We start from the raw sequence: 21075 nt of genomic DNA, 5'->3' as shown, positions 1-21075 counted from the left end.
TGGAATACTACTTTTAAACATTTAAAACTATTTTTCAAATTTTGTACATTTTTGGTTTCCTTTAACGAATAAATAGATAACCGGATAAAAAAATAAAGCGAGGTATATTAAATGAAAATCCGCATTCCACTATACGCCCAACATTTGAATCAGGCAGAGTTTATTCAACTAATGAGTAGCACAGTTGATACTCTAAAACAGTATCGTTCTTCAAGCAATGATCCTATGGTTGCTGACCTGACGCAACGTTTAGAAGACTCCTTACCTTTGATGAAAGAGAGTCTCAAACAAAAACGAGGATCTGATTTGACCAAGGAACTGAAGCAAGCTCTTAAAATCCGAAATATTGATTTTTCGGCTTTTGTAGGTGGTCTCAAACTCTTTCAAAATGCTCGAACAGTTGAAAAGTTAAAGGCTTATCGCCTGTTACAAGAGCTGGTCGAATTGTATAAGACTGCTCCAACTGCAAATATGCAAGAATCATCTGCCTTGATGGATTCCCTGCTTGCTCGACTCGCACAGCCACCCTACTCCGAGGCTGTTACTATGCTGATGTTAGAGGAGGCTGTCGCCAATCTGCGTGACAGTCAAGAAAAATCCTATAGCCTTTATCTCCAACGTTGTCAAGATACCAGTACACGTGTCAAGATTGATAGTGCTAAAATCCGTAAAAATATGTTCAAAGATTATTCTCTTCTGTATAACCACTTGGTCAATAAGGTAAGTTATGATGCCAACGCTAGTGAGAAGGTCATCTTACAAATCCTAAACGATATTCGCCAAGATTTTTCAGAGCGAAATAGACAGAAAAATAAGGTAGAATCTAACCCTTCCACCAATGAAATCAAAACTGTTTTGCCACAAGGAAAAGAATTGGAGACAACATAGAAAATATCCCCCTAGTCGAAATGATTAGGGGGATTTAACAATAATACAATATCGACACTTTAAAGAGTCTAACAACTACCAGAAATTAATAATGCCTATTATTGACATTACAATCCAGAGAAATGAAACAGGAATTGAAATCTTAAGAATATCTGACTCATCATCTTCGTGGGAGATTGGTAAATTTTCTACATCCCCTGTACTAATTCTAAATAACCATTTTCTTACAATTTCTATGTTTTATCCTCCACCCTAGCCTGCCCATTCATCAGCATTGGCAAGAGCCAGTCGCGCAGTTGGGTGAGTTCTTGGTTTTGTCTACTTCTATTTTTGATTTCTCTATCAAATGAATTTACTGATTTGTCAAATTTCATCAATAGTTCATTTGGCGGATAGATTAATTTTAATGAGTAAAGGTCATCTTTAGTAATTGAACCAAAGGTAGTTCCTACTGAGTTCATCATGTCAAATAGCTTTTTAAAATCTTGCATAACATTAAAAATATAGCTATTTGCTCCTACTTTACTATTAATAGCCGCTAAACCTCGACCAATACAACATCTTGTATCAGCGATATTCAAAGTCCCCACAGGTGCTCTAACACTTAACAAGATATCATCTTCTTCTGCTATCCTAGACGGTTCAGTTGTGTATTGTCTTGCCACAGGAAATCTCCATCCAAAATCTGTTGAACCTTGAAAAAATAACATTCCCTCTCCAACTTCATTATAAGAAGTTCCTTTAGGAGATTGCCCCATTGTTATATTAGCAATATTTTCCAACTTCTCCACTCCCCACCCTTCTGGGATTTCACGTTTGAGTTGGTCATTATAAACCATTTTACCACCAGAGGACTTGTAGGGTTTGCCATTTTCATCAGGGAAATCAAACTGCACAAACCAATAATCATAAAGGGTCTTAGCCATAGCCTCCAACTCTTCGTTGATTTGGTTGTTCAGAGCGATTTTTTGGTCGAGAATTGATAAAATAGACGAGAGTTTAACTTGATAATTTTTATCAATAAAAGCATTTACTTTTAATGGATGTAAGTGATTACGGTTCATGGTTGGAACGCCCGAACCAGTTTTAAAATCATTTAATTTTAAATGTTTTAAAAGATAATATATGTATTTCCTATCATTTCCTTTAAAATCTTTAACAAAAAGAGTTGTATTATGTGGATAAAAATTTTCATTCAAATAATGAGGTATTCCCACAGTTCCACTCCGTCCGATTGTTATTCCTGGTCCCTCAACTTTATAATCGATATGATATCCCAATATTCCATTTGAAGACTGTACAGGATAAGGACCGTTCCTAAACTCAGATTTCGGTAAATCATACCCCCTTTGAAACTCAATCAAATCTCCAAGTTCACAAGTTTTAACCTCACTCATACCTCACCCTCCTTAGCTGCTCCGCAATTTCCTTTTCCAATTCATGCGATTGGGCAAAGAGGCTGGCTAGGCGGTCTTGGTAGCCCTGCATTTTTTCTTCAAATTCTTCTGGGCTAATATCAACGTAATCAATCTTGATGTCAAAGTACTGGCCGGCACTGAGGGAGTAGTTCTTGTCCTTAATCTCCTCATAGCTGACCTTGACAGAGAAGTCTTCGACAACTTCTTTCTGGATAAAAGTTTGGATGATTTGGTTTTCTTCATCAGGGCTAAGGACAGTCTTTTGGTTCTTGCCTTCCTTGACCTTGGTTCCGAGATTTGAGGCATCGATAAGGACGACATCACCCTTATTTTTCTTATCGATAAAGAGGATGGAGACGTTGGTACCGGTCGTCGCAAAGATATTGGACGGCATGGACACAACCCCTGCTAGCATCTTCTCATCGACCAGGTGCTGACGGATTTTCTTGTCAATACCTGACTGGGCAGTGATAAAGCCCGTAGGCAAGACAATAGCTGCCTGCCCGTCTTCCTTCAAACTATGGATAATATGCTGGATAAAGAGTTGGTAGATAGCCATACTCTCTTTTTTCTTGTTGGGAATCTTTGGCACACCTGCAAAGAAGCGTTCACTACTATTTGGCAGGCTTTCTACCTGATCTCGCCACTCAGAAAAATCTAGTTTGAACGGAGGATTGGATACGATATAGTCCATCTTCTCCACATGGCGATTGTTGAGAATAGTATTTCCCTGTACGATATTGTGAATGGAATGCTGCAAGCCATTGAGAATCAAGTTGAGACGCAAGAGATTGGAGGATTTTTGAGAAATGTCCTGACTGTAAACGCTGGTACGGTCGGTACCAATCTGAATGGCCAGGTTCATCAAGAGAGTCCCCGAACCAGCAGAAGGATCATAGATTTTTACGTTACTTGGCTGGTCATTTCCCACCAAAATGGCCGCGATGATTTTAGCAACGGAGTGGGGAGTGTAGTATTCCGCATACTTTCCACCACCGTCTTTGTTATAGTCCTTAATCATGTACTCAAACAAGGTGGAGAAAAAGTCAAAACCCTGTGAAAAAATCTGCTGGTCAAATTTAACACGCGCCAATAGATTGATAATAGAAGCTGCCACTTCATTTCGCTTGCTGGTATCTGAAATCGTATCCGTAATCAAACGTTGATCGAAGAGGCGAATATCTGTTCCACCATCCGTATGGACAGAGAAAATAGCATTGTTGTCAATGGCAATCTGATTGAGAGTCTGTTCAAAAATCTCAGCAAAATCTGCTTGGTTCTGTTGACGGTGTAGGCTTTCAATCAATTGTTCAGGTTTTAGATGAGCAGTTTTGGTTCCAATATCATCTAAAAACCAGTCATAATCTTCTTCAGACAAGTTCAAAAGACCTTGGTAATCATAGGATTCGTCAATGTTCAGGGCTTCGTACAAAAACTTATCATTCAAAAATTTGTAAAGGAAGGACTGGGTCAGAAGCTTATACTCCGCTGCCTCTCCTGCAAGTCCTGCATGGGTAAAGACTGCTTTTAGGTCATCCACCAAGCCTTGGACTTGACTCTGCACCTGTACGATATAATGTTCTTCCATTTACTTAATATTCTCCTTCATAGACTTCCATTAGGGAACGAATCAACTTATCATAATCGACTCGTTTGAGTTGCTTCCCTACTTCTGTTTTCATCATTTCTTTACGGGCCAGTTGCCTGATCTGCGCTACCAAATAGGCTTCGTTTTCCAGAATGCCTTGATTAAGCCCGATTTGATAATCAATCATAGGTTTGGCACCTTTTAGAACCTGGTAAATAGCTGGGAAGTCACTGACAACTGTTGATTGGGTAATGTGCTTAAAGGCACGGGCAGACATGGTATCTCCACCAAAGTTCATGGCCAAGCGATTCATTCTTGTTTTATAGTCTTCTACTGAATCGAATAAACTTTGATAGGCTTGTTTGGTTTCGTTAATGGTTGAGAGACTATATCCTTCTACTTCCTGTGTCATGTGCTTGTTTAGGATGCGTTGAAACTCTTCATAAAGACTTACCCATTCTGGATCTTTTTCATCCCTCCGCAAATTGATACCATTGGCCACACGGCGGCTGATATCGTCCAAATCATTGGCTGCCAGTCGTAGTTCCTCTTCCTTTATCTTGGTAAAACTAAAGCTAGTTTCAGACATGGCTAGATTCAATAGTTGCTGACTAGAAAAACTATCTGGTTTTTCTAACAAGCTCAAAGTCAAGAGGCGGCGGGACAGCATATTTAAAAGGCTAGCAATTTCTCCCATATTGACCTGTTTGACAATATCGTGGTAGCCATGCAAACGTGCCATGTTGTAGTATTGACGAATGGTTTCAAGAGATTTTCGGAGGGCGATTAACTCTTTCCTATCCTTGACTTCATCGATGGCTCTTCCGAAAAATTCTAAGTTATCTGTCGGATAGTTCATTAGAACTCGGTAGAACTCGGTTAGAGCTCGCTAGCTGTTCCTGGACTTCTTCTGGGGACACAAAAATAGTTCCAAAAGGATTATCTCCGTCTTCTTCTGTCAAAGCTGCCTGGTATTCCCGATTGAGTTCTTCCAGATAGGCTTTATTGGTCTTGTCAAATTCCTTGGAAATGTCCGCAAAATCAATGATATAGCCAAAAGCATAATCCTTGTACGGACGGTTGACACGGGTCAAAGTCTGCAAGAGATTATGGGCCTTGATTTTCCGTCCAAGATAGAGCCGTTTCAGCCTTGGTGCATCAAAACCAGTCAAGAGCATGGAGTAGACGATGACAAAATCTGTCAGACCGTCCTTGAATTTATCCACTTCTTCTTTCTTGTATTCCTTATCCCCTGCATCATGTAAAATCAAGGTTGAAGTAAACGATGTAAGCCCTGCTTTTCTGCGTTCTTCTAACTGTTTGTGCAATTCTCGTGCTTGTTCTGAAGAATCACAGACCACCATTCCACCGATGGACTGGTCGCCAAATATGATCTCTCGTGCTCTTGTAAAATCATCAAGAATAAAGTCTAGCATTGGTGAGACATAACGTGGGTGAGCAAATATGGATTTCTTATCCAGCGTCCCCTTTTGAATCTCCTCATGCACCACTTGTAAGGTTTCTTTATAGGAGGTTTCGATATCTTCTCGTATCAGTCGCAGGGTAAAACCGTCAGCAATGGATTGATTGTAGTAGTATTTATGGATATAATCCCCAAAAATATCACGAGTCGTTACAGCTGTTTCCTTGGTTTTTCCGTCAGCCTTTGTCGCAATCAAAGGCGTTCCTGTCAGTGCAATCTTAACAGCTTCTTTATCAGCATTATACAGATTTGGCAGATAGGAACCTTTTTCATTGTAAGAACGGTGAGCCTCATCAATGAAGTAGATATTTTGCCGATTCAAGTCATAGCCTGAATGGTCTGTTAGATCAGAGGATTCTTTGAATTTTTGGATGTTGACAACCGAGATATCGAATTGGTCTTGAATCTGATTTAACTCACTCGGCTTGTTAATGCGTTTTACCTTCAGGCCACGTTTGGTAAATTCCTTATAGGCTTGATCAGCCAAATCCAATCGGTCTACCACAAAGTAAAATTGCGGGACAACACCTCTTTTAGCATAAAAGTCTCGTAAGTATCTGATATTGAAAAATGCTAGAGCGGTTTTACCAGAACCTTGCGTATGCCAGATAACTCCTTTCTTGATCCCGTCTTCTAATCCTCGCTCAATCGCCTTGGTCGCAAAATATTGAGGATAGCGCATAGCATGCTTTTGGAGTTGAACTTGCCCCTTTTTATCCCGTTCTTCTACATAGACTAAACCATAACGAAGCATGAAAAAGAGTCGTTCTTTCTGATACAGCGAGGTCAGGAATGAGTTACATGGGCTAGCTGAGTCTAAGTTGGTTCGAAACTCTGCCTGTGACTTTAATGCAAAGCGATTGACATCCGTGAGAACCAAATCAATCATCTCTTCTGTTAAGCTAGACAGGCTAGACTGTACTTGTCTCTCCTGCTCTTCCTTGAAAGAGTTGAACTTGGTACCAGAATAGGCATTAGTACAGTAAAATGACCCTTGGAACTGCTGACCTTGACTATCATCGTAGGGCAGATTGTCTGAAATAGCGATGAGTTGAGTGATATTATTAAAGCGTCTGAATTTTTTATTTTCAAAGCGAAGCTTTGTACGTTCTTTTTCAGAGTTAATTCCTGTTTTTCCATCACGAATAGCATCTGGTTGCTTGACTTCGATATAACTGAGAGGGAGGCCGTTGATAAAAACGGTGATATCAGGCCGGAACTCTTCCTCACCATTTTGACAGGTGACTTCTAAGGCTATATGAAAGGTATTCTCCTCTATATTATCCCAATTGATATAGGTGTAGCCAGAGTCTGCATGAATCCGATTGAAAAAACTTCGTCCAATATCATCTTGTTCCAATTCCAAGCGGATATTCTCAAATTCCCGTTCAAAGTCAGTTTCACTTACATAATTATTAAACTTTAGAAACTGTTGCTTAAAAATAGCAACTAGAATATTTGTAGTAATATCCCGCTCTTTTAACTCCCTGCTGGAAGATGAAAGATAGGTATAACCTAGCCGCGTAAGATGTAAAGCAGCCGGTAACTGTACCCTCGTAAACTCATTGTGTTCCCTCTTTCTCATACAGGATCTCCTTGCATATTCTTACCTTTCATTATACCATATTTGCAAGTGCTTTCCGACAAAAAACCGCCCTATTGGACGGTTATTACACTATTAAAAATTAAAGACATCATTCAAATTCTCAGCCATAGTCGGATGGGTGAAAATCTGTGTTTTGAAGTAGGTATAAGGAATCTTATTGTCAATTGCCATAGCAATCAAGTTAATCAGCTCCTCTGAATTGTGACCAAAGAGAGTTGCACCAAGAACAAGCTTACTTTCCTTGTCCACGATGACCTTGAAAATACCTTTGAGGTCGTTGTTGACATGGGCGCGTGGCATATTGGCAACAGGCAATTCATTGGCAATGTAGTCGTAACCCGCTTCTTTGGCTTCCTTCTCGGTCAGACCGACACGAGAAAGTACAGGCGTAATAAAGACGCTGGTTGGGATTGACTTACGTTGGCTCAAGCTATAAGTTCCAGTCCCAGTCAACTTGCCGAAGACGATACGGAAGTCGTCTAGAGATGTGTAAGTGAATTGTGGACCGCCATTTACATCACCCACTGCGTAGACACCTGGAACAGTGGTTTCACAGTTGTCATCCACCTTAACAGCACCATTATCCAAAACCTCAATCGCCGTATTTTCCAAGCCCAAGTCAGCAGTGTTTGGCACACGACCTGTCGCATATAGGACAGCATCGAAGTTAGCTGTTTCACCATTGACAGTCACGGCAACCTGCTCTCCTGCTGCAGCCACTTGCTCGATGTTTGCTCCGAGAACGAAGGTCACGCCTGCTTCTTCCATATACTCCTTAGCTAGTTTAGCAACCACTTCTTCTTCTCTTGGTAAAATAGCAGAGCTGGCTTCGTATACTGTCACCCGACTGCCGAGTTTGCTGTAAAGTCCAGCAAATTCCAGTCCAATGTTACCACCACCGATAATTGCCAACTTGTCAGGACGAACCTCCAAATTCTGAATGCCAGTACTGTCATAAACGTGAGCTGAATCCAACAAACCTGGAATTGGTAGCACGCGCGACTTAGCACCTGTATTGATGACAATAGTTTCGGCAGTCAGTTGGATGGATTCCTCACCTGCTGATACTTCCACAACCTTATCCGCCACAAAACGCGCGTGTCCTTGATACAAACTAGCACCGCTGCCTTTCAAGACTGCCTCGTTTTTGTTCCGCAAGCGAGTAGTAACGGTTTCTTTTTGCTCCATGACCTGCTCGAAAGTCCAGTTTTTATCTGCTGCAACTAAAAGAGTCTTGGTTGGAATACAGCCAATATTGATACAAGTCCCGCCAAACATAGCAGGATTTTCCTCTACTAAGGCAACCTTCTTCCCAGCTGCTGACAGCTTCCCTGCCAAGGTCTTACCAGCCTTTCCAAAACCAATGACTACTAAATCATATTGTTCCATAGGTTGCTCCTTTTTTTCTGTTTGCTCTTAGTATATCAAAAATGATTCAATTTGGCATAAAACTGCTACGCTGTGAAAAAATGAAAGAACATAGTAAAAAACGTTCGGAAAAACCGATAATTACTAGACAAAACTTTTTTTTGTTGCAATGTATTCATGCATTAGTTGATTAATACAGTTTGTACACATCAAGAAACAACTACTTCATTCTTGTAAAACCTACTTCCCTATCTTGCTGGCAGCGATTGGATTTGTCAGTGGATGTAAAATTGTCTTCGGAGAATTTGGAAAACCCAATGGTATGGAGGATAAATACCCTCTCTTCTTCCTAACGATATCATTAGTTGCAATTTATCTACTTCCCCTTCTCTATCTCACTCGCTACTTGGCTAAACGTTATCATATTTCCAAAAAAGTTACAAATCTATCTTGGCTACTTGGTTTAACTGCTGGTATGGCATTCTCAGAGCTTGGTCACATGGCAGTAGGCTACTTTTGGATTGAGATTGTTAAAGCAAGTGATAACTTTAAAGCAGATTGGGGAGCTGCAGTCTCCGCCCCATTTGCCGAGGAGTTTGGTAAAGGTTTAGTGGTTCTACTTGTCTTACTGATTTGTAGAAAACTCACCCTAAAACATGCTTTAGTCAGCGGAATTATTGCTGGACTTGGTTTCCAACTCATAGAGGACTGCATGTTTACCTTCCGTGATATGTTCATGGGTAAATTAGATGGATTCGAAACCATCATCGAGCGCGTTGGTCAAGCTGGTTGGACCCATTGGGTATTTACAATGCTCTTTGCAATTGGTCTAGTTGCGCTATTGACTAAAGATTCAGGTATGTCAAAAACACAAGGAGCAGGTTGGCTATTTGCCAGTATGGGACTCCACTTCCTGTTTAATTCTCCCTTCAATACAGCTATCCTCAGTACAGTGTTCCCAGTAATGAGTATCTTACTAGGTTTGCTTGCCTATCACATGGTAGATAAACTCCCTGAAGATAGTTATTTGAATAAGCTTTGACATATTGTCACTTTCGGCTTGACCTACTTTAGTACTTCTGCAACTCAGTTTTTTATCTGAAAGCTGATTCATTCGACTACATCATCACAGTTCTTAACTAAATGGTCTTCATTCGAGTATAGAAGTAAAAGTATATATAGAAAAAAATCCGCGTAAAAAGCGGATCTTTTGTTTCATCTTAGAACAATCCAATTGCAGTGCCGTCTTCTGCTACATCCATATTAAGTGCGGCAGGTGCCTTTGGTAAGCCTGGCATGGTCATGACGTCACCAGTTAAGGCAACAATGAAGCCAGCTCCCAATTTTGGAACAAATTCACGAACGGTGATTGCAAATCCAGTTGGAGCACCCAGTGCAAATTGATTATCTGAAAAACTGTATTGTGTCTTGGCCATGCATACTGGTAATTGATCCCATCCATTCTTGGCAAATTCAGCCAATTGATTTCGTGCTTTCTTCTCAAAGACAACACCTGTACCACCGTAGATTTCTGTGACAATCTTAGTCACTTTCTCTTCTAGGCTATCTTCTGATTTGTAAAGGCGTTGGTAGTTTGCAACCTGATTTTCAATTGTTGCAACAACTGTCTCAGCCAACTCAACACCACCATCAGCACCATTTGCCCAAACACTTGCCAATTCAACTGGTACACCGATTTCAGCACACAGTTCTTTCAAGGTTGCAATCTCATCAGCAGTATCTGATACAAATTCATTAATGGCAACAATTGCTGGAATACCAAATTTCTTAATATTTTCAACGTGGCGTTTCAAATTTGCAAAACCAGCTTTCACAGCCTCTAAGTTTTCAGCAGAAAGATCTGACTTAGCTACACCACCATGCATTTTAAGGGCACGAAGTGTCGCTACAATTACCACAGCATCAGGTGCTTTTGGAAGATTCGCAACTTTGATATCTAGGAATTTTTCTGCGCCAAGGTCTGCACCGAAGCCTGCCTCAGTCACAGTATAGTCTGCCAAGCGCAGAGCTGTTGTAGTTGCAAGAACTGAGTTACAGCCATGAGCAATATTCGCAAAGGGTCCACCATGAACAAAAGCTGGCGTGCCATAGATCGTTTGGACTAAGTTTGGCTTGATAGCGTCTTTCAAAATGAGGGTCAAAGCACCTTCCACCGCCAAATCACGCACGTAGACAGGACTGCGATCGAAACGATAACCAATAACAATATTTGCCAACCGTTCTTTCAAGTCATTGATGTCTGTCGCCAAACACAAAATTGCCATGATTTCAGAAGCTACGGTAATATCAAATCCATCTTCACGAGGAATACCATTGAGCGAACCACCCAAGCCAACAGTTACCTTGCGAAGAGCGCGGTCATTTAAATCAACAACGCGTTTCCAGATGATACGGCGTTGGTCAATACCTAATGCATTTCCCTGATGGAGATGGTTATCAATCAAGGCTGAAAGAGCATTGTTTGCTGTCGTAATGGCATGCATATCGCCAGTAAAATGCAAGTTGATGTCTTCCATTGGCAAGACTTGCGCAAAACCTCCACCTGCAGCGCCACCCTTGATCCCCATCACTGGACCCAATGAAGGCTCGCGTAATGCAATCATGGTTTTCTTTCCAATTTTAGAAAGAGCATCAGCCAAACCGATGGTAATGGTCGACTTACCTTCACCAGCTGGCGTTGGGTTGATAGCTGTTACTAAAATCAACTTACCAGGCGCATTTTCCTTGACTGCATAGATTTTATCGAAAGACAATTTTGCCTTGTATTTTCCGTAAAGTTCAATATCATCAAAGCTGATACCAACTTTTTCAACGATTTCTGTGATTGGTTTCAAAGTTACACTTTGTGCAATTTCGATATCTGACTTCATAACTTCTCCTATATCCCTTTTATATAGATATAGTATAGCATAGATTTCGTAAATCATGTATTATTTCAATATCATTGGATCAAAACGTACGTATTTTACTAGTCTTATTTCCAATATAAATGATTTATTTGGCAATTTCCTAATTGAAAACGGTCTCTAAAACTTTACTAAAAATAGAAATTTTAGTAAAATATGAATATGAAATTATTGATTACTTCTGGTGGGACTAGTGAAGCCATCGATCAAGTCCGCGCCATAACAAACCACGCCTCTGGTCATTTAGGAAAATTGATTGCTGAAAAAGCCTTGGATGCAGGGCACGAGGTTACTCTGGTTACGACGAAGCAGGCTGTAAAGCCAGCGCCTCATGAGCGGTTAACCATTGTCCAGATTACAAATGTAGAAAGTTTGAAAGATACATTAGAACCTTTGGTCAATACACACCAGGCTCTCATCCATAGTATGGCTGTTTCTGACTATACACCTGTTTACATGACTGGATTAGATGAACTTAAAAATACGGATGACATTGCTAGTTTGCTGGATAAACAAAATACAGAAAGCAAGATTTCCTCCAACGATGAGTATCAAGTTCTTTTTCTGAAAAAAACACCCAAGGTTATATCCTATGTTAAGGAATGGAATCCGACTATCACGCTGATAGGATTTAAGCTTTTAGTTGGTGTTCCAAAAGAAGAATTATTTGCGGTGGCACGTCAGAGTATTGCTCGGAATGGTGCTGATTTTATCCTTGCAAATGATTTGAACGACATCAGCGAAAATCAGCATATTGGATTTTTAGTGAGTCCGACTACAGAATTGCAGGCAAACACAAAGGAAGAAATTGCCCAGCTGATTTTAGATACACTAGAAAAAGGTGAACAGAATGGCTAATATAACACTTGCCGTGACAGGCTCTATTTCAGCCTATAAGGCTGCTGATTTGACCAGTCAATTAACAAAACTTGGCCATAAGGTGACCGTGCTCATGAGTCGCTCTGCTATGGACTTCATTACTCCACTTACACTTCAATCCCTTTCCAAAAATCTTGTCCATACTGAAGTCATGGTGGAAGAAGATCCCAGTCTCATTAAACACATTGATATTGCAAAAGAAACGGATTTATTCCTAGTTGCGCCTGCTTCAGCCAATACCATTGCAAAATTGGCCCACGGTATGGCTGACAATATTGTTACAGCCACAGCACTGGCTTTGCCAATTGGAATCCCAAAATTGATTGCCCCCGCTATGAATACTAATATGTACCTCAATCCTGCAACTCAGAAGAATTTGAATACCTTAGAAGAGTATGGATTTGACGAGGTCAAGCCACGGGAAGCACTACTCGCCTGTGGAGATTTTGGAACTGGGGCCTTGGCTGAGGTAACTGATATTTTAGAGAAAGTGAGTAACACCCTTAATGAAAAAAAATAAATCAAATCAAATTGCTACAATTGCAATCTTCTTTGCTGTCATGATTGTCATCAATATATTGAGTTCAATTATTTTTAATATATTGCCTGTTCCAATAAAACCCACCATCGTACATATTCCAGTCATTATTGCTTCTATTATATACGGCCCACGGGTTGGGGCTTGCTTAGGGGCTCTCATGGGCTTGATGAGTATGACCTATAATACTATCAACTTACTACCAACCAGCTATCTTTTCTCGCCATTTGTTGAGAATGGTAATGTTTATTCAATCATCATTGCAGTTGTCCCTCGTATATTAATCGGAATTACACCTTATTTCGTATACAAATGGATAAAAAATCGCAAAGGTTTGTTCATTGCTGGTGCAGTTGGTTCAATGACCAATACTATTTTTGTACTTGGAGGTATTTTCTTCCTCTTCTCCTCTGTCTTTGATGGAAATATTCAAGCAATGTTAGCAACCGTTTTAGGTACCAATTCAATTGCAGAAATGATCATTTCTTCTGTATTAACTGCAGCGCTTGTTCCAACTTTACAGAAAATCCAAAAATAAATATCAGAAAATCGCGTGAAAGCGTGATTTTTTCTTTCGAAAATGGTATACTGAAAGCGTTTAAGAGAAAAATTTTAAGGAGACACTACAATGACTTATCAAGAATCCTATCAAACTTGGCTCGACTTTGCTGATCTACCTGACTATTTGCGTGAAGAATTAGTTGCAATGGATGAAAAGACAAAGGAAGATGCATTTTACACAAACCTTGAATTTGGTACTGCTGGTATGCGTGGTTATATCGGTGCTGGTACTAACCGCATTAACGTATTTGTTGTTCGTCAAGCTACTGAAGGTTTGGCCAAGTTGGTAGAATCCAAAGGTGAAGAAGCCAAAAAACGTGGTGTTGCAATTGCTTATGACTCACGTCACTTCTCGCAAGAATTTGCCTTTGAATCTGCTCAAGTTTTGGCAGCACATGGTATCAAATCATACGTCTTTGAAAGCCTTCGTCCAACTCCCGAACTCTCATTTGCAGTTCGTCATTATAATGCTATCGCAGGTATCATGGTGACTGCCAGCCACAACCCGAAAGAATTCAACGGTTACAAAGTATATGGTGAAGACGGCGGACAAATGCCACCAGCAGACGCTGCTGCTTTGACCGACTATATCCGTGCCATTGAGAATCCATTTACTGTTGAATTGGCTGATCTTAAAGCAAGTAAAGAAAATGGTTTAATCACCGTTCTTGGTGAAGAAACAGACGTAAAATACCTTGAAGAATTAAAAGATTTGAGTATCAATCCTGATTTGATTGCTGAATATGGTAAAGATATGAAGATTGTCTACACACCTCTTCATGGTACTGGGGAAATGTTGGCTCGTCGTGCTCTTGCACAAGCTGGTTTTGAATCTGTGCAAGTCGTAGAAGCTCAAGCGACTCCAGATCCTGATTTCTCAACTGTTGCTTCTCCAAACCCAGAAAGCCAAGCTGCTTTTGCATTGGCAGAAGAATTAGGTCGTGAAGTAGATGCTGACGTTCTTCTTGCAACAGACCCTGATGCGGACCGTGTTGGTGTTGAAGTACGCCAAGCAGATGGTTCTTACTGGAACCTTTCTGGTAACCAAATCGGTGCTATTATCGCCAAATATATTTTAGAAGCTAACAAGCAAGCGGGTACACTTCCTGCAAACGCTGCCCTTGCTAAATCAATCGTATCAACAGAGTTGGTTACTAAGATTGCTGAAAGCTACGGCGCAACCATGTTCAACGTCTTGACAGGTTTTAAATTTATTGCCGAAAAAATTCAAGAATTTGAAGAAAAACACAACTACACTTTCATGTTTGGTTTTGAAGAAAGCTTTGGTTACCTTATCAAGCCATTTGTACGTGATAAAGACGCCATCCAAGCCGTTTTAATCGTTGCTGAGATTGCTGCCTACTATCGTTCTCGTGGCATGACCTTAGCTGATGGTATTGATGAAATCTTCAAAGAATATGGCTACTTTGCTGAGAAAACTATTTCAGTTACTCTTTCTGGTAAAGATGGTGCAGAACAAATCAAGGCTATCATGGCTAAATTCCGTGATAACTCACCAGAACAATTTAACGGCACAGATATCGCAGTCTTTGAAGACTTTGCCCTTCAAACCAAGACTTACAAAGATGGAAATGTTGAAAAACTCACTACTCCTCCATCTGATGTTTTGAAATATACCTTGGCTGATGATTCATGGTTTGCAGTACGTCCTTCTGGAACAGAACCAAAAATCAAATTCTATATTGCGACTGTCGGTGAAACACTGGCTGAAGCAGAAGAAAAAATCGCCAATATTGAAAAAGAAATCAACGAATTTGTTGGTTAAGTTATTACGATCAAAATTACTTAAAATGAAAATAGCGACCGGTACAGGACTAACTACTCCGAAAGTTCTGTATCGTTCGCTTTTTTGTTTTTTGCTTTTCATATTTGAATTATCGTTGAATTCCACTTTTGATGTGCATACTTATCTAGTTCAGCTAATTTCTTCTTGACATCATCAAGTTTAATAGTGTTGTAATAATGATGAGCAGTACCAAAGACATTATTACAATCCGAATCCATGCCAGTGGCTCGTTTTCCCATGGTGTCTGAACGTTCATTCCAAAGAATCCTGTTATTACAGATAATACAGCGAGTAAAATGGAGATGATTGTTAGAATGGTAAGGTTGTCATTCAAGTTATTGTTCAAGATATTATTGTAGGCACCAGAAAGTTGTTGTAGAATCTGAGAATCCAATTGTGTCATGGCTGACAATTGCTCCGCTTCAATCAAGGCATCATCTAATTGTTCAAGTTCGATACTACCAAGCTTCTGAATACGCGGATGGTTTCTCAATTGTTTTAAAAGCAGAACATTTTGGTTTGCCGCTGTCAGTAAATAGACTGAACCTGTTTCTAAGTCCGATAATTCAAATAGCAGTTGCTTAGTTGTTCTCTTCCTTAGTTTGGAATTAAGAATCTCTTTATCACTTTCCAATTGATCTAGTATGGGAAAATATTCTTTAGAAGTTAAGGTAAGGGCTGCAAAAAGAAATTGAAAACAGGACATAACGGAATGGTCCATCAAGTACTTTTCTAATTTTTCCTGGAAATAGGCATTTCTTGCATTAAAAATTGTAATAAATTGATTCTGTTGCACGATAAAGGCCATCGGTGTTGTTTCATAATAATTATCCTCTTTTGTTATATCTAATAGATTAAAAATCAATAACAATCGATCGAGTTTTACATTGTATTCTATATGAGGCCTTTCATTTTTGTCTAATACATATGAGACCGATTCTTTATCTAATCCATAGTCTTCGACTAATTGTTTGTCTATTATTTCTCTTTCTGAATGGATAATAATCCAGCTCAGCTCATTATTGTTGCCAAAACGTTTTTCAATCACAAATTTGTTCCTCCACACTGATTTATGTCTATTCTATTATATCTTTTACGGATTGACAAGCATGATTAAGAAAAATAAATATTTCTTAAAAATTATTACATCGACAACACTTCCTATAATCTTGGAAAAATAGCATTCACAGCAATACTTGTGAGTGAATCACACTCTCACAAATAACCTTCCAAATTTCTTTCTACTAGATGATTAGTGTATTTAAAACGGAACTGTAGGTCAAGGAATAGTAAGGAACGACTCGAATAAATATCTTCTTACTCTTTGAGAATCAATAATAGTCTTCAATAGTCTTCGAAAACCAAAATCAAATGCTTTTGACTTGATTTGATGTACTTCGGTTCTATTTGCATCTACGTCGCCTATTCTGATTTTGATTTTCATTGAATATAAGACCACAAAGAAAAACTCCTATCCTACTCTGATGAACTCAGACAGCACTATGAACTCTATCAATTTCTCTTGTTCCATTTCCAAGAGAAAAACTCAGATCATTTCTTCAGTCTCATCGAACAGGAAATAGCCACTGTTAATCCTATTTTCCAGACGGTATTTAAGACATTTTTAAAGGATAAAGACAAGGTTGTAAACGCCATGGAATTGCCTTATTCAAACGCCAAACTGGAAGCTACCAATAATCTCATCAAAATCATTAAGAGAAATGCCTTTGGTTTCAGGAACTTTGAAAACTTTAAAAAACGGATTTTGATTGCTTTGAACAGTGAAAAGGGCTGGGGAGAGCCCTTTTCAGCTTATCTCCTAAAAACAAGAAAGAGATAAAGAAAGAGAGGACGAAGTTCGTCCTCTCTAGGTGTTAGCTTTTCATCTACCCACTACAGTTGACAAAGAGCCTAAGTTATTACGATCAAGATTACTTAAAATGAAAATAGCGACCGGTACAAGACTAACTACTCCGAAAGTTCTGTATCGTTCGCTTTTTTGTTTTTTGCTTTTCATATTTGAATTATCGTTGAATTCCACTTTTGATGTGCATACTTATCTAGTTCAGCTAATTTCTTCTTGACATCATCAAGTTTAATAGTGTTGTAATAATGATGAGCAGTACCAAAGAGATTATTACAATCCGAATCCATGCCAGTGGCTCGTTTTGCCATGGTAGCTGAACGTTCATTCCAAAGAATCCTGTTATTACAGCTAAAACAGCGAGTAAAATGGAGATGATTGTTAGAATGGTAAGGTTGTCATTCAAGTTATTGTTCAAGATATTATTGTAGGCACCAGAAAGTTGTCGTAGAATCTGAGAATCCAAATGTGTCATGGCTGACAATTGCTCCGCTTCAATCAATGCATCATCTAATTCTTCAAGTTCGATACTGCCAAGCTTCTGAATATGCGGATGGTTTCTCAATTGTTCTAAAAGCAGAACATTTTGGTTTGCCGCTGTCAGTAAATAGACTGAACCTGTTTCTAAGTCCGATAATTCAAATAGCAGTTGCTTAGTTGTTCTCTTCCTTAGTTTGGAATTAAGAATCTCTCTATCACTTTCCAATTGATCTAGTATGGGAAAATATTCTTTAGAAGTTAAGGTAAGGGCTGCAAAAAGAAATTGAAAACAGGACATAACGGAATGGTCCATCAAGTACTTTTCTAATTTTTCCTGGAAATAGGCATTTCTTGCATTAAAAATTGTAATAAATTGATTCTGTTGCACGATAAAGGCCATCGGTGTTGTTTCATAATAATTATCCTCTTTTGTTATATCTAATAGATTAAAAATCAATAACAATCGATCGAGTTTTACATTGTATTTTAAATGAGCCCTTTCATTTTTGTCTAATGCATATGAAACCAATTCTTTATCTAATCCATAGTCTTCGACTAATTGTTTGTCTATCATTTCTCTTTCTGAATGGATAATAATCCAGCTCAGCTCATTATTGTTGCCAAAACGTTTTTCAATCACAAATTTGTTCCTCCACACTGATTTATCTCTATTCTATTGTATCTTTTACGGATTGGCAAGCATGATTAAGAAAAATAAATATTTCTTAAAAATTATTACATCGACAACCCTTCCTATAATCTTGGAAAAATAGCATTCACAGCGATACTTGCGAGTGAATCAAACTCTCACAAATAACCTTCCAAATTTCTTTCTACTAGATGATCAGTGTATTTAAAACGGAGCTGTAGGTCAAGGAATAGTAAGGAACGACTCGAATAAATATCTTCTTACTCTTTGAGAACCAAAATCAGACGTTTTTGACTTGATTTGATGTACTTCGGTTCTATTTGCATCTACGTCGCCTATACTGATTTTGATTTTCATTGAATATAAGACTACAAAATACTCAACATCATAAAACGCATAAAATCATGTTTCAATCATATCAATTTTATGCATTTTTTATATATCTTTAGTTCTTTTTACAAATTCTATCCAGTACAAGAGTTTCACTATTCTTTCGTCGTATGACGTTTTCCTAGACTGAGTGCTTCCTCTTCTGACATCTCAATAACTTTTGACAAATTTGTATTGGATGGCATATTTTCTTTTGAATACCAATAGACATCTGCACTTCCGTTCCTTGCAATATAAACAACAGCTGCCAGCTGAGTGGATGGTTGAGATGCTTCTACACTCTCACTTGGTTGCGATTCAACCGCTGAGCTAGCAGAGGATGACTGACTACTCTCCTCAGTTGGAACCAGGGACGGTGTTGCAGTTCCTTTCAAGTAATCAATTGTGGCATTTTTAGAGTAATTCTCTAAAACGACCGTAGTAATTTCATTGCTATCTACAGATTCTTTTGAACCGCCGAGTTGAATATTGATCAGATTCCCTGACTCATCAAGACCAACATACTGAAGAACTACTTGACGCGGCATCAATTCATTTCCAGTATAAATCGGTTTTACTTGATAGTCTAACCAAAAATTGGGATGAGTCGCCAGCCAACTGTCCAGACGTTTCTCATAGTAGAGCATTCCTTCACTATTATTGGAATCCGTCCCCTTATAATGACCACTATTGGTCCAAGCAGTCAACGGAACCAGATTTTTCCCCTCATCTGTCAGGCCACTAAACTGATATCCTATCAGGTGGCCCCTATTAAATAACCATGACTTCTTGCCTTGATTCCCATAAGCTAGTTTATAGTTATGCCAACCGACGGGATTGTATTTTATTTTGGGTTCTCTCCGTTTTTTAGGCTCATCTTTATCTTGTAACTGAATGTGAGCTGATGTAGCTCTACCTAGACTATCAAACTCTCCAAGAACCAGCTGTTTTTCCTTTTTAAAGGTAAGCAAGTTAAGGCTTGGGTAATCAATATTCGTTTGATTAGCATGGACAGGAATACCAGAAAAAACAAAGACTAAAATAAGTAGGCAAATAATTCGTATCTTTTTCATAATCATAGGAATCCTTTGAAAACAATGACATATAAGGATATATTACAAATTGAATAGCAAATGAGGAGTGAACAAAACCTTCCATCACTTACTTTCTCCAACACTTATAGTATATCATTTAGCATATAAATATACCAATGATTTATATCCGTTTTTTGTTCTTAGTATCAGATTTTTAATTGCCAAAAGTTAATAGAGGAGAGCATTGGAACACCGACCAATAACGGATGAAAGAGGTCATTAAAATGCTAGACATTTGCTTGACCACCCGTCAAACAGACTATTGATACCTTTACACCCTCAAAGTAGATATTGATTGTCCTTGTTGGCAACTTCTAAACTTCTTAATTCATAGGTTTTACAACCAGAATGGATAAACGGGTCACTTTCAGCAATCAAAATAGCCTGGTCATAACAATCTGCGTTTAAAACAACCATACCACCAGGATAATCATGAAAAGGTCCACATAGAACAAGCATATTTTCCGCATCCAGTTGCTTCAAATGTTCAACATGGTCCTTAATCAACTGTTCAATCATTTCATTCTTATTTGTCATTAAATACAAATAGAGCATAGCAAACCTCCTTGTGGTATATCCTTAATATTTGTTTTTGAAAGTAAATGCCTACACTCAACTGACTCAGGTTAAATTTATTCAGTTATTTCATTGAAATAAGAAAATTTTAAAACATTTTTCGTTCAGGATAGATAGGCCGAATTGATTTCCATGTAGACTGGAAGTGGGAAAGAACTCGACCAGTCTAAAAAGAGTCGCCAACAAGTCTTTATTTCTAGTTGTTGAGCTTAAACAGTCTATTCCCAGACTTCAATTTATGTGAGCTGACTGCCGTCAGCTTATATTTCCCACTTTAAAAGGTCTCCCAGACCTTTTAAACTCCCACCCCCGCACAGCTCAAACTGTCTGGGAGACAGTTTGAGGTTGGAAATGGAGCGAACTTTGTTCGCAACAGTGGTAATGGTCAGATTTGGAGTGTGAAACACGAACTGCTGAGATTTGCTGTGCAAATCTTATCTCCTACCTTTAACAGTCTCCCAGACTGTTAAAGCCAGCTGAGATGTTGACACGAACTCTGAGAAGCGAGGCTGGACTTTCTGCCCAGCCTCTTTCAATCGCATGTTTCAAGTATACGATACCTCCCAACTGATTAATGACCTAATAGAGAAAAATCTCTCTGTATTGTTTTTTCACTAACTCCAAACTCATCTGCTAACTGTAACTTAGATAGATGAGCACCTGATTGCAAACGTTAAAATTCGTTAGTAAGCGTTCTTGATCGTTCATATTTACCTCAATTCTTAAAATGATTATAAAACCTTTAACAGTTAATATTTAATTGTTACCACGACTTTCAGGGGCAATCATTAAAACGATTTAAAGGTGGGTACGTTTCTATTCCCACAAACTCCTTGTCAATGGAAACAAACACGTACCTACAAGGTTAATGGAAATAAAAACTGATAATCTCTAGCTATCACTGTAACCGCCCAATAACAAGGTATATTGAAAAAGGATCCAAAGTCCTGTCGACTCTGGAACCTTTTTCTATTTACATA

14 protein-coding genes and 3 pseudogenes are annotated in these 21075 nt (G+C 38.9%); 7 read left to right on the top strand and 10 right to left on the bottom strand.

The features are described 5' to 3' along the window. Positions 1-111: 111 nt before the first annotated feature. On the top strand, positions 112-888 hold the full coding sequence (locus ACPC57_RS03655; protein WP_434066330.1) for a DUF6261 family protein: 777 nt from the start codon (positions 112-114) through the stop codon (positions 886-888). A gap of 233 nt (positions 889-1121) precedes the next feature. On the opposite strand, the gene ACPC57_RS03650 is transcribed toward ACPC57_RS03655, so the two are convergent. The 4 genes and pseudogenes from ACPC57_RS03650 to ACPC57_RS03635 all read right to left on the bottom strand — a co-directional run bounded on the left by ACPC57_RS03650 (position 1122) and on the right by ACPC57_RS03635 (position 8372). Next, a complete protein-coding gene (locus ACPC57_RS03650; protein ID WP_434066329.1) occupies positions 1122-2285 on the bottom strand; it encodes a restriction endonuclease subunit S in 1164 nt (387 codons plus the stop codon). Next, entirely contained in the window at positions 2278-3894 is a 1617-nt protein-coding gene (locus ACPC57_RS03645) for an N-6 DNA methylase (RefSeq protein ID WP_434066328.1), read from the bottom strand. The genes ACPC57_RS03650 and ACPC57_RS03645 overlap by 8 nt, the downstream gene beginning before the upstream one ends. Before the next feature lie 4 nt (positions 3895-3898). Then, positions 3899-6962, bottom strand: a pseudogene (locus ACPC57_RS03640) (DEAD/DEAH box helicase family protein). A gap of 93 nt (positions 6963-7055) precedes the next feature. Then, a complete protein-coding gene (locus ACPC57_RS03635; RefSeq protein WP_434066327.1) occupies positions 7056-8372 on the bottom strand; it encodes an FAD-containing oxidoreductase in 1317 nt (438 codons plus the stop codon). A 301-nt stretch (positions 8373-8673) separates the two neighbouring features. Here ACPC57_RS03635 and ACPC57_RS03630 point away from each other — a divergent pair, with 301 nt between their 5' ends. Beyond that, complete coding sequence (locus tag ACPC57_RS03630; RefSeq protein WP_434066326.1) at positions 8674-9393, top strand: PrsW family glutamic-type intramembrane protease; 720 nt, start codon at positions 8674-8676, stop codon at positions 9391-9393. Positions 9394-9571: 178 nt separating this feature from the next. Here the strand turns inward: ACPC57_RS03630 and ACPC57_RS03625 are convergent, their stop codons facing one another. Continuing rightward, positions 9572-11242: a formate--tetrahydrofolate ligase gene (locus ACPC57_RS03625; RefSeq protein WP_434066325.1), complete on the bottom strand. Its 1671-nt coding sequence runs from the start codon at positions 11240-11242 to the stop codon at positions 9572-9574. A 198-nt stretch (positions 11243-11440) separates the two neighbouring features. Here ACPC57_RS03625 and ACPC57_RS03620 point away from each other — a divergent pair, with 198 nt between their 5' ends. From ACPC57_RS03620 to ACPC57_RS03605, 4 genes are all read left to right on the top strand, one after another. Next, positions 11441-12136: a phosphopantothenate--cysteine ligase gene (locus ACPC57_RS03620; RefSeq protein WP_434066324.1), complete on the top strand. Its 696-nt coding sequence runs from the start codon at positions 11441-11443 to the stop codon at positions 12134-12136. Continuing rightward, the gene (gene coaC, locus ACPC57_RS03615; protein ID WP_130554610.1) at positions 12129-12677 is read left to right on the top strand and encodes a phosphopantothenoylcysteine decarboxylase; all 549 of its coding nucleotides are present in this window, start codon (positions 12129-12131) and stop codon (positions 12675-12677) included. Before ACPC57_RS03620 ends, coaC begins: the two co-directional genes overlap by 8 nt. Further along, positions 12664-13233, top strand: a complete 570-nt coding sequence (locus ACPC57_RS03610; protein ID WP_434066323.1) for an ECF transporter S component — start codon at positions 12664-12666, stop codon at positions 13231-13233. The genes coaC and ACPC57_RS03610 overlap by 14 nt, the downstream gene beginning before the upstream one ends. A gap of 90 nt (positions 13234-13323) precedes the next feature. Further along, entirely contained in the window at positions 13324-15042 is a 1719-nt protein-coding gene (locus ACPC57_RS03605; RefSeq protein WP_277843521.1) for a phospho-sugar mutase, read from the top strand. Between the two features lie 154 nt (positions 15043-15196). Here the strand turns inward: ACPC57_RS03605 and ACPC57_RS03600 are convergent, their stop codons facing one another. Further along, on the bottom strand, positions 15197-16111 hold the full coding sequence (locus ACPC57_RS03600) for a magnesium transporter CorA family protein (RefSeq protein WP_434066322.1): 915 nt from the start codon (positions 16109-16111) through the stop codon (positions 15197-15199). A gap of 414 nt (positions 16112-16525) precedes the next feature. Between ACPC57_RS03600 and ACPC57_RS03595 the strand changes: the two are divergent. Further along, positions 16526-16941, top strand: a pseudogene (locus ACPC57_RS03595) (transposase); the annotation flags it as partial. Positions 16942-17132: 191 nt separating this feature from the next. On the opposite strand, the gene ACPC57_RS03590 reads toward ACPC57_RS03595, so the two are convergent. The 4 genes and pseudogenes from ACPC57_RS03590 to ACPC57_RS03575 form a co-directional block, all read right to left on the bottom strand. Then, on the bottom strand, positions 17133-18047 hold the full coding sequence (locus tag ACPC57_RS03590) for a magnesium transporter CorA family protein (protein ID WP_434066321.1): 915 nt from the start codon (positions 18045-18047) through the stop codon (positions 17133-17135). Positions 18048-18541: 494 nt separating this feature from the next. Further along, positions 18542-19504 carry a DNA/RNA non-specific endonuclease gene (locus tag ACPC57_RS03585; RefSeq protein WP_434066320.1) on the bottom strand — a complete coding sequence of 321 codons (963 nt, stop codon included), beginning with the start codon at positions 19502-19504 and terminating at the stop codon, positions 18542-18544. A 294-nt stretch (positions 19505-19798) separates the two neighbouring features. Continuing rightward, positions 19799-20074 carry a YciI family protein gene (locus ACPC57_RS03580; RefSeq protein WP_434066319.1) on the bottom strand — a complete coding sequence of 92 codons (276 nt, stop codon included), beginning with the start codon at positions 20072-20074 and terminating at the stop codon, positions 19799-19801. A gap of 598 nt (positions 20075-20672) precedes the next feature. Continuing rightward, positions 20673-20803, bottom strand: a pseudogene (locus ACPC57_RS03575) (helix-turn-helix transcriptional regulator); the annotation flags it as partial. Positions 20804-21075: the final 272 nt, after the last annotated feature.

Origin of the sequence: Streptococcus sp. VTCC 12886 (genome assembly GCF_049893425.1) — a bacterium.
GTDB lineage: Bacteria > Bacillota > Bacilli > Lactobacillales > Streptococcaceae > Streptococcus > Streptococcus suis_AA.
The sequence above is the reverse complement of the archived record's forward strand: the minus strand, read 5'-3'. Positions and strand labels throughout refer to the sequence as shown.

Coding starts and splice junctions, on each gene's coding strand:
- ACPC57_RS03610 (WP_434066323.1), top strand. CDS start 12,664: ATGAAAAAAAATAAATCAAATCAAATTGCTACAATTGCAATCTTCTTT.
- ACPC57_RS03630 (WP_434066326.1), top strand. CDS start 8,674: ATGGAGGATAAATACCCTCTCTTCTTCCTAACGATATCATTAGTTGCA.
- ACPC57_RS03625 (WP_434066325.1), bottom strand. CDS start 11,242: ATGAAGTCAGATATCGAAATTGCACAAAGTGTAACTTTGAAACCAATC.
- ACPC57_RS03645 (WP_434066328.1), bottom strand. CDS start 3,894: ATGGAAGAACATTATATCGTACAGGTGCAGAGTCAAGTCCAAGGCTTG.
- ACPC57_RS03655 (WP_434066330.1), top strand. CDS start 112: ATGAAAATCCGCATTCCACTATACGCCCAACATTTGAATCAGGCAGAG.
- ACPC57_RS03585 (WP_434066320.1), bottom strand. CDS start 19,504: ATGATTATGAAAAAGATACGAATTATTTGCCTACTTATTTTAGTCTTT.
- ACPC57_RS03650 (WP_434066329.1), bottom strand. CDS start 2,285: ATGAGTGAGGTTAAAACTTGTGAACTTGGAGATTTGATTGAGTTTCAA.
- ACPC57_RS03635 (WP_434066327.1), bottom strand. CDS start 8,372: ATGGAACAATATGATTTAGTAGTCATTGGTTTTGGAAAGGCTGGTAAG.
- coaC (WP_130554610.1), top strand. CDS start 12,129: ATGGCTAATATAACACTTGCCGTGACAGGCTCTATTTCAGCCTATAAG.
- ACPC57_RS03620 (WP_434066324.1), top strand. CDS start 11,441: ATGAAATTATTGATTACTTCTGGTGGGACTAGTGAAGCCATCGATCAA.
- ACPC57_RS03580 (WP_434066319.1), bottom strand. CDS start 20,074: ATGCTCTATTTGTATTTAATGACAAATAAGAATGAAATGATTGAACAG.
- ACPC57_RS03605 (WP_277843521.1), top strand. CDS start 13,324: ATGACTTATCAAGAATCCTATCAAACTTGGCTCGACTTTGCTGATCTA.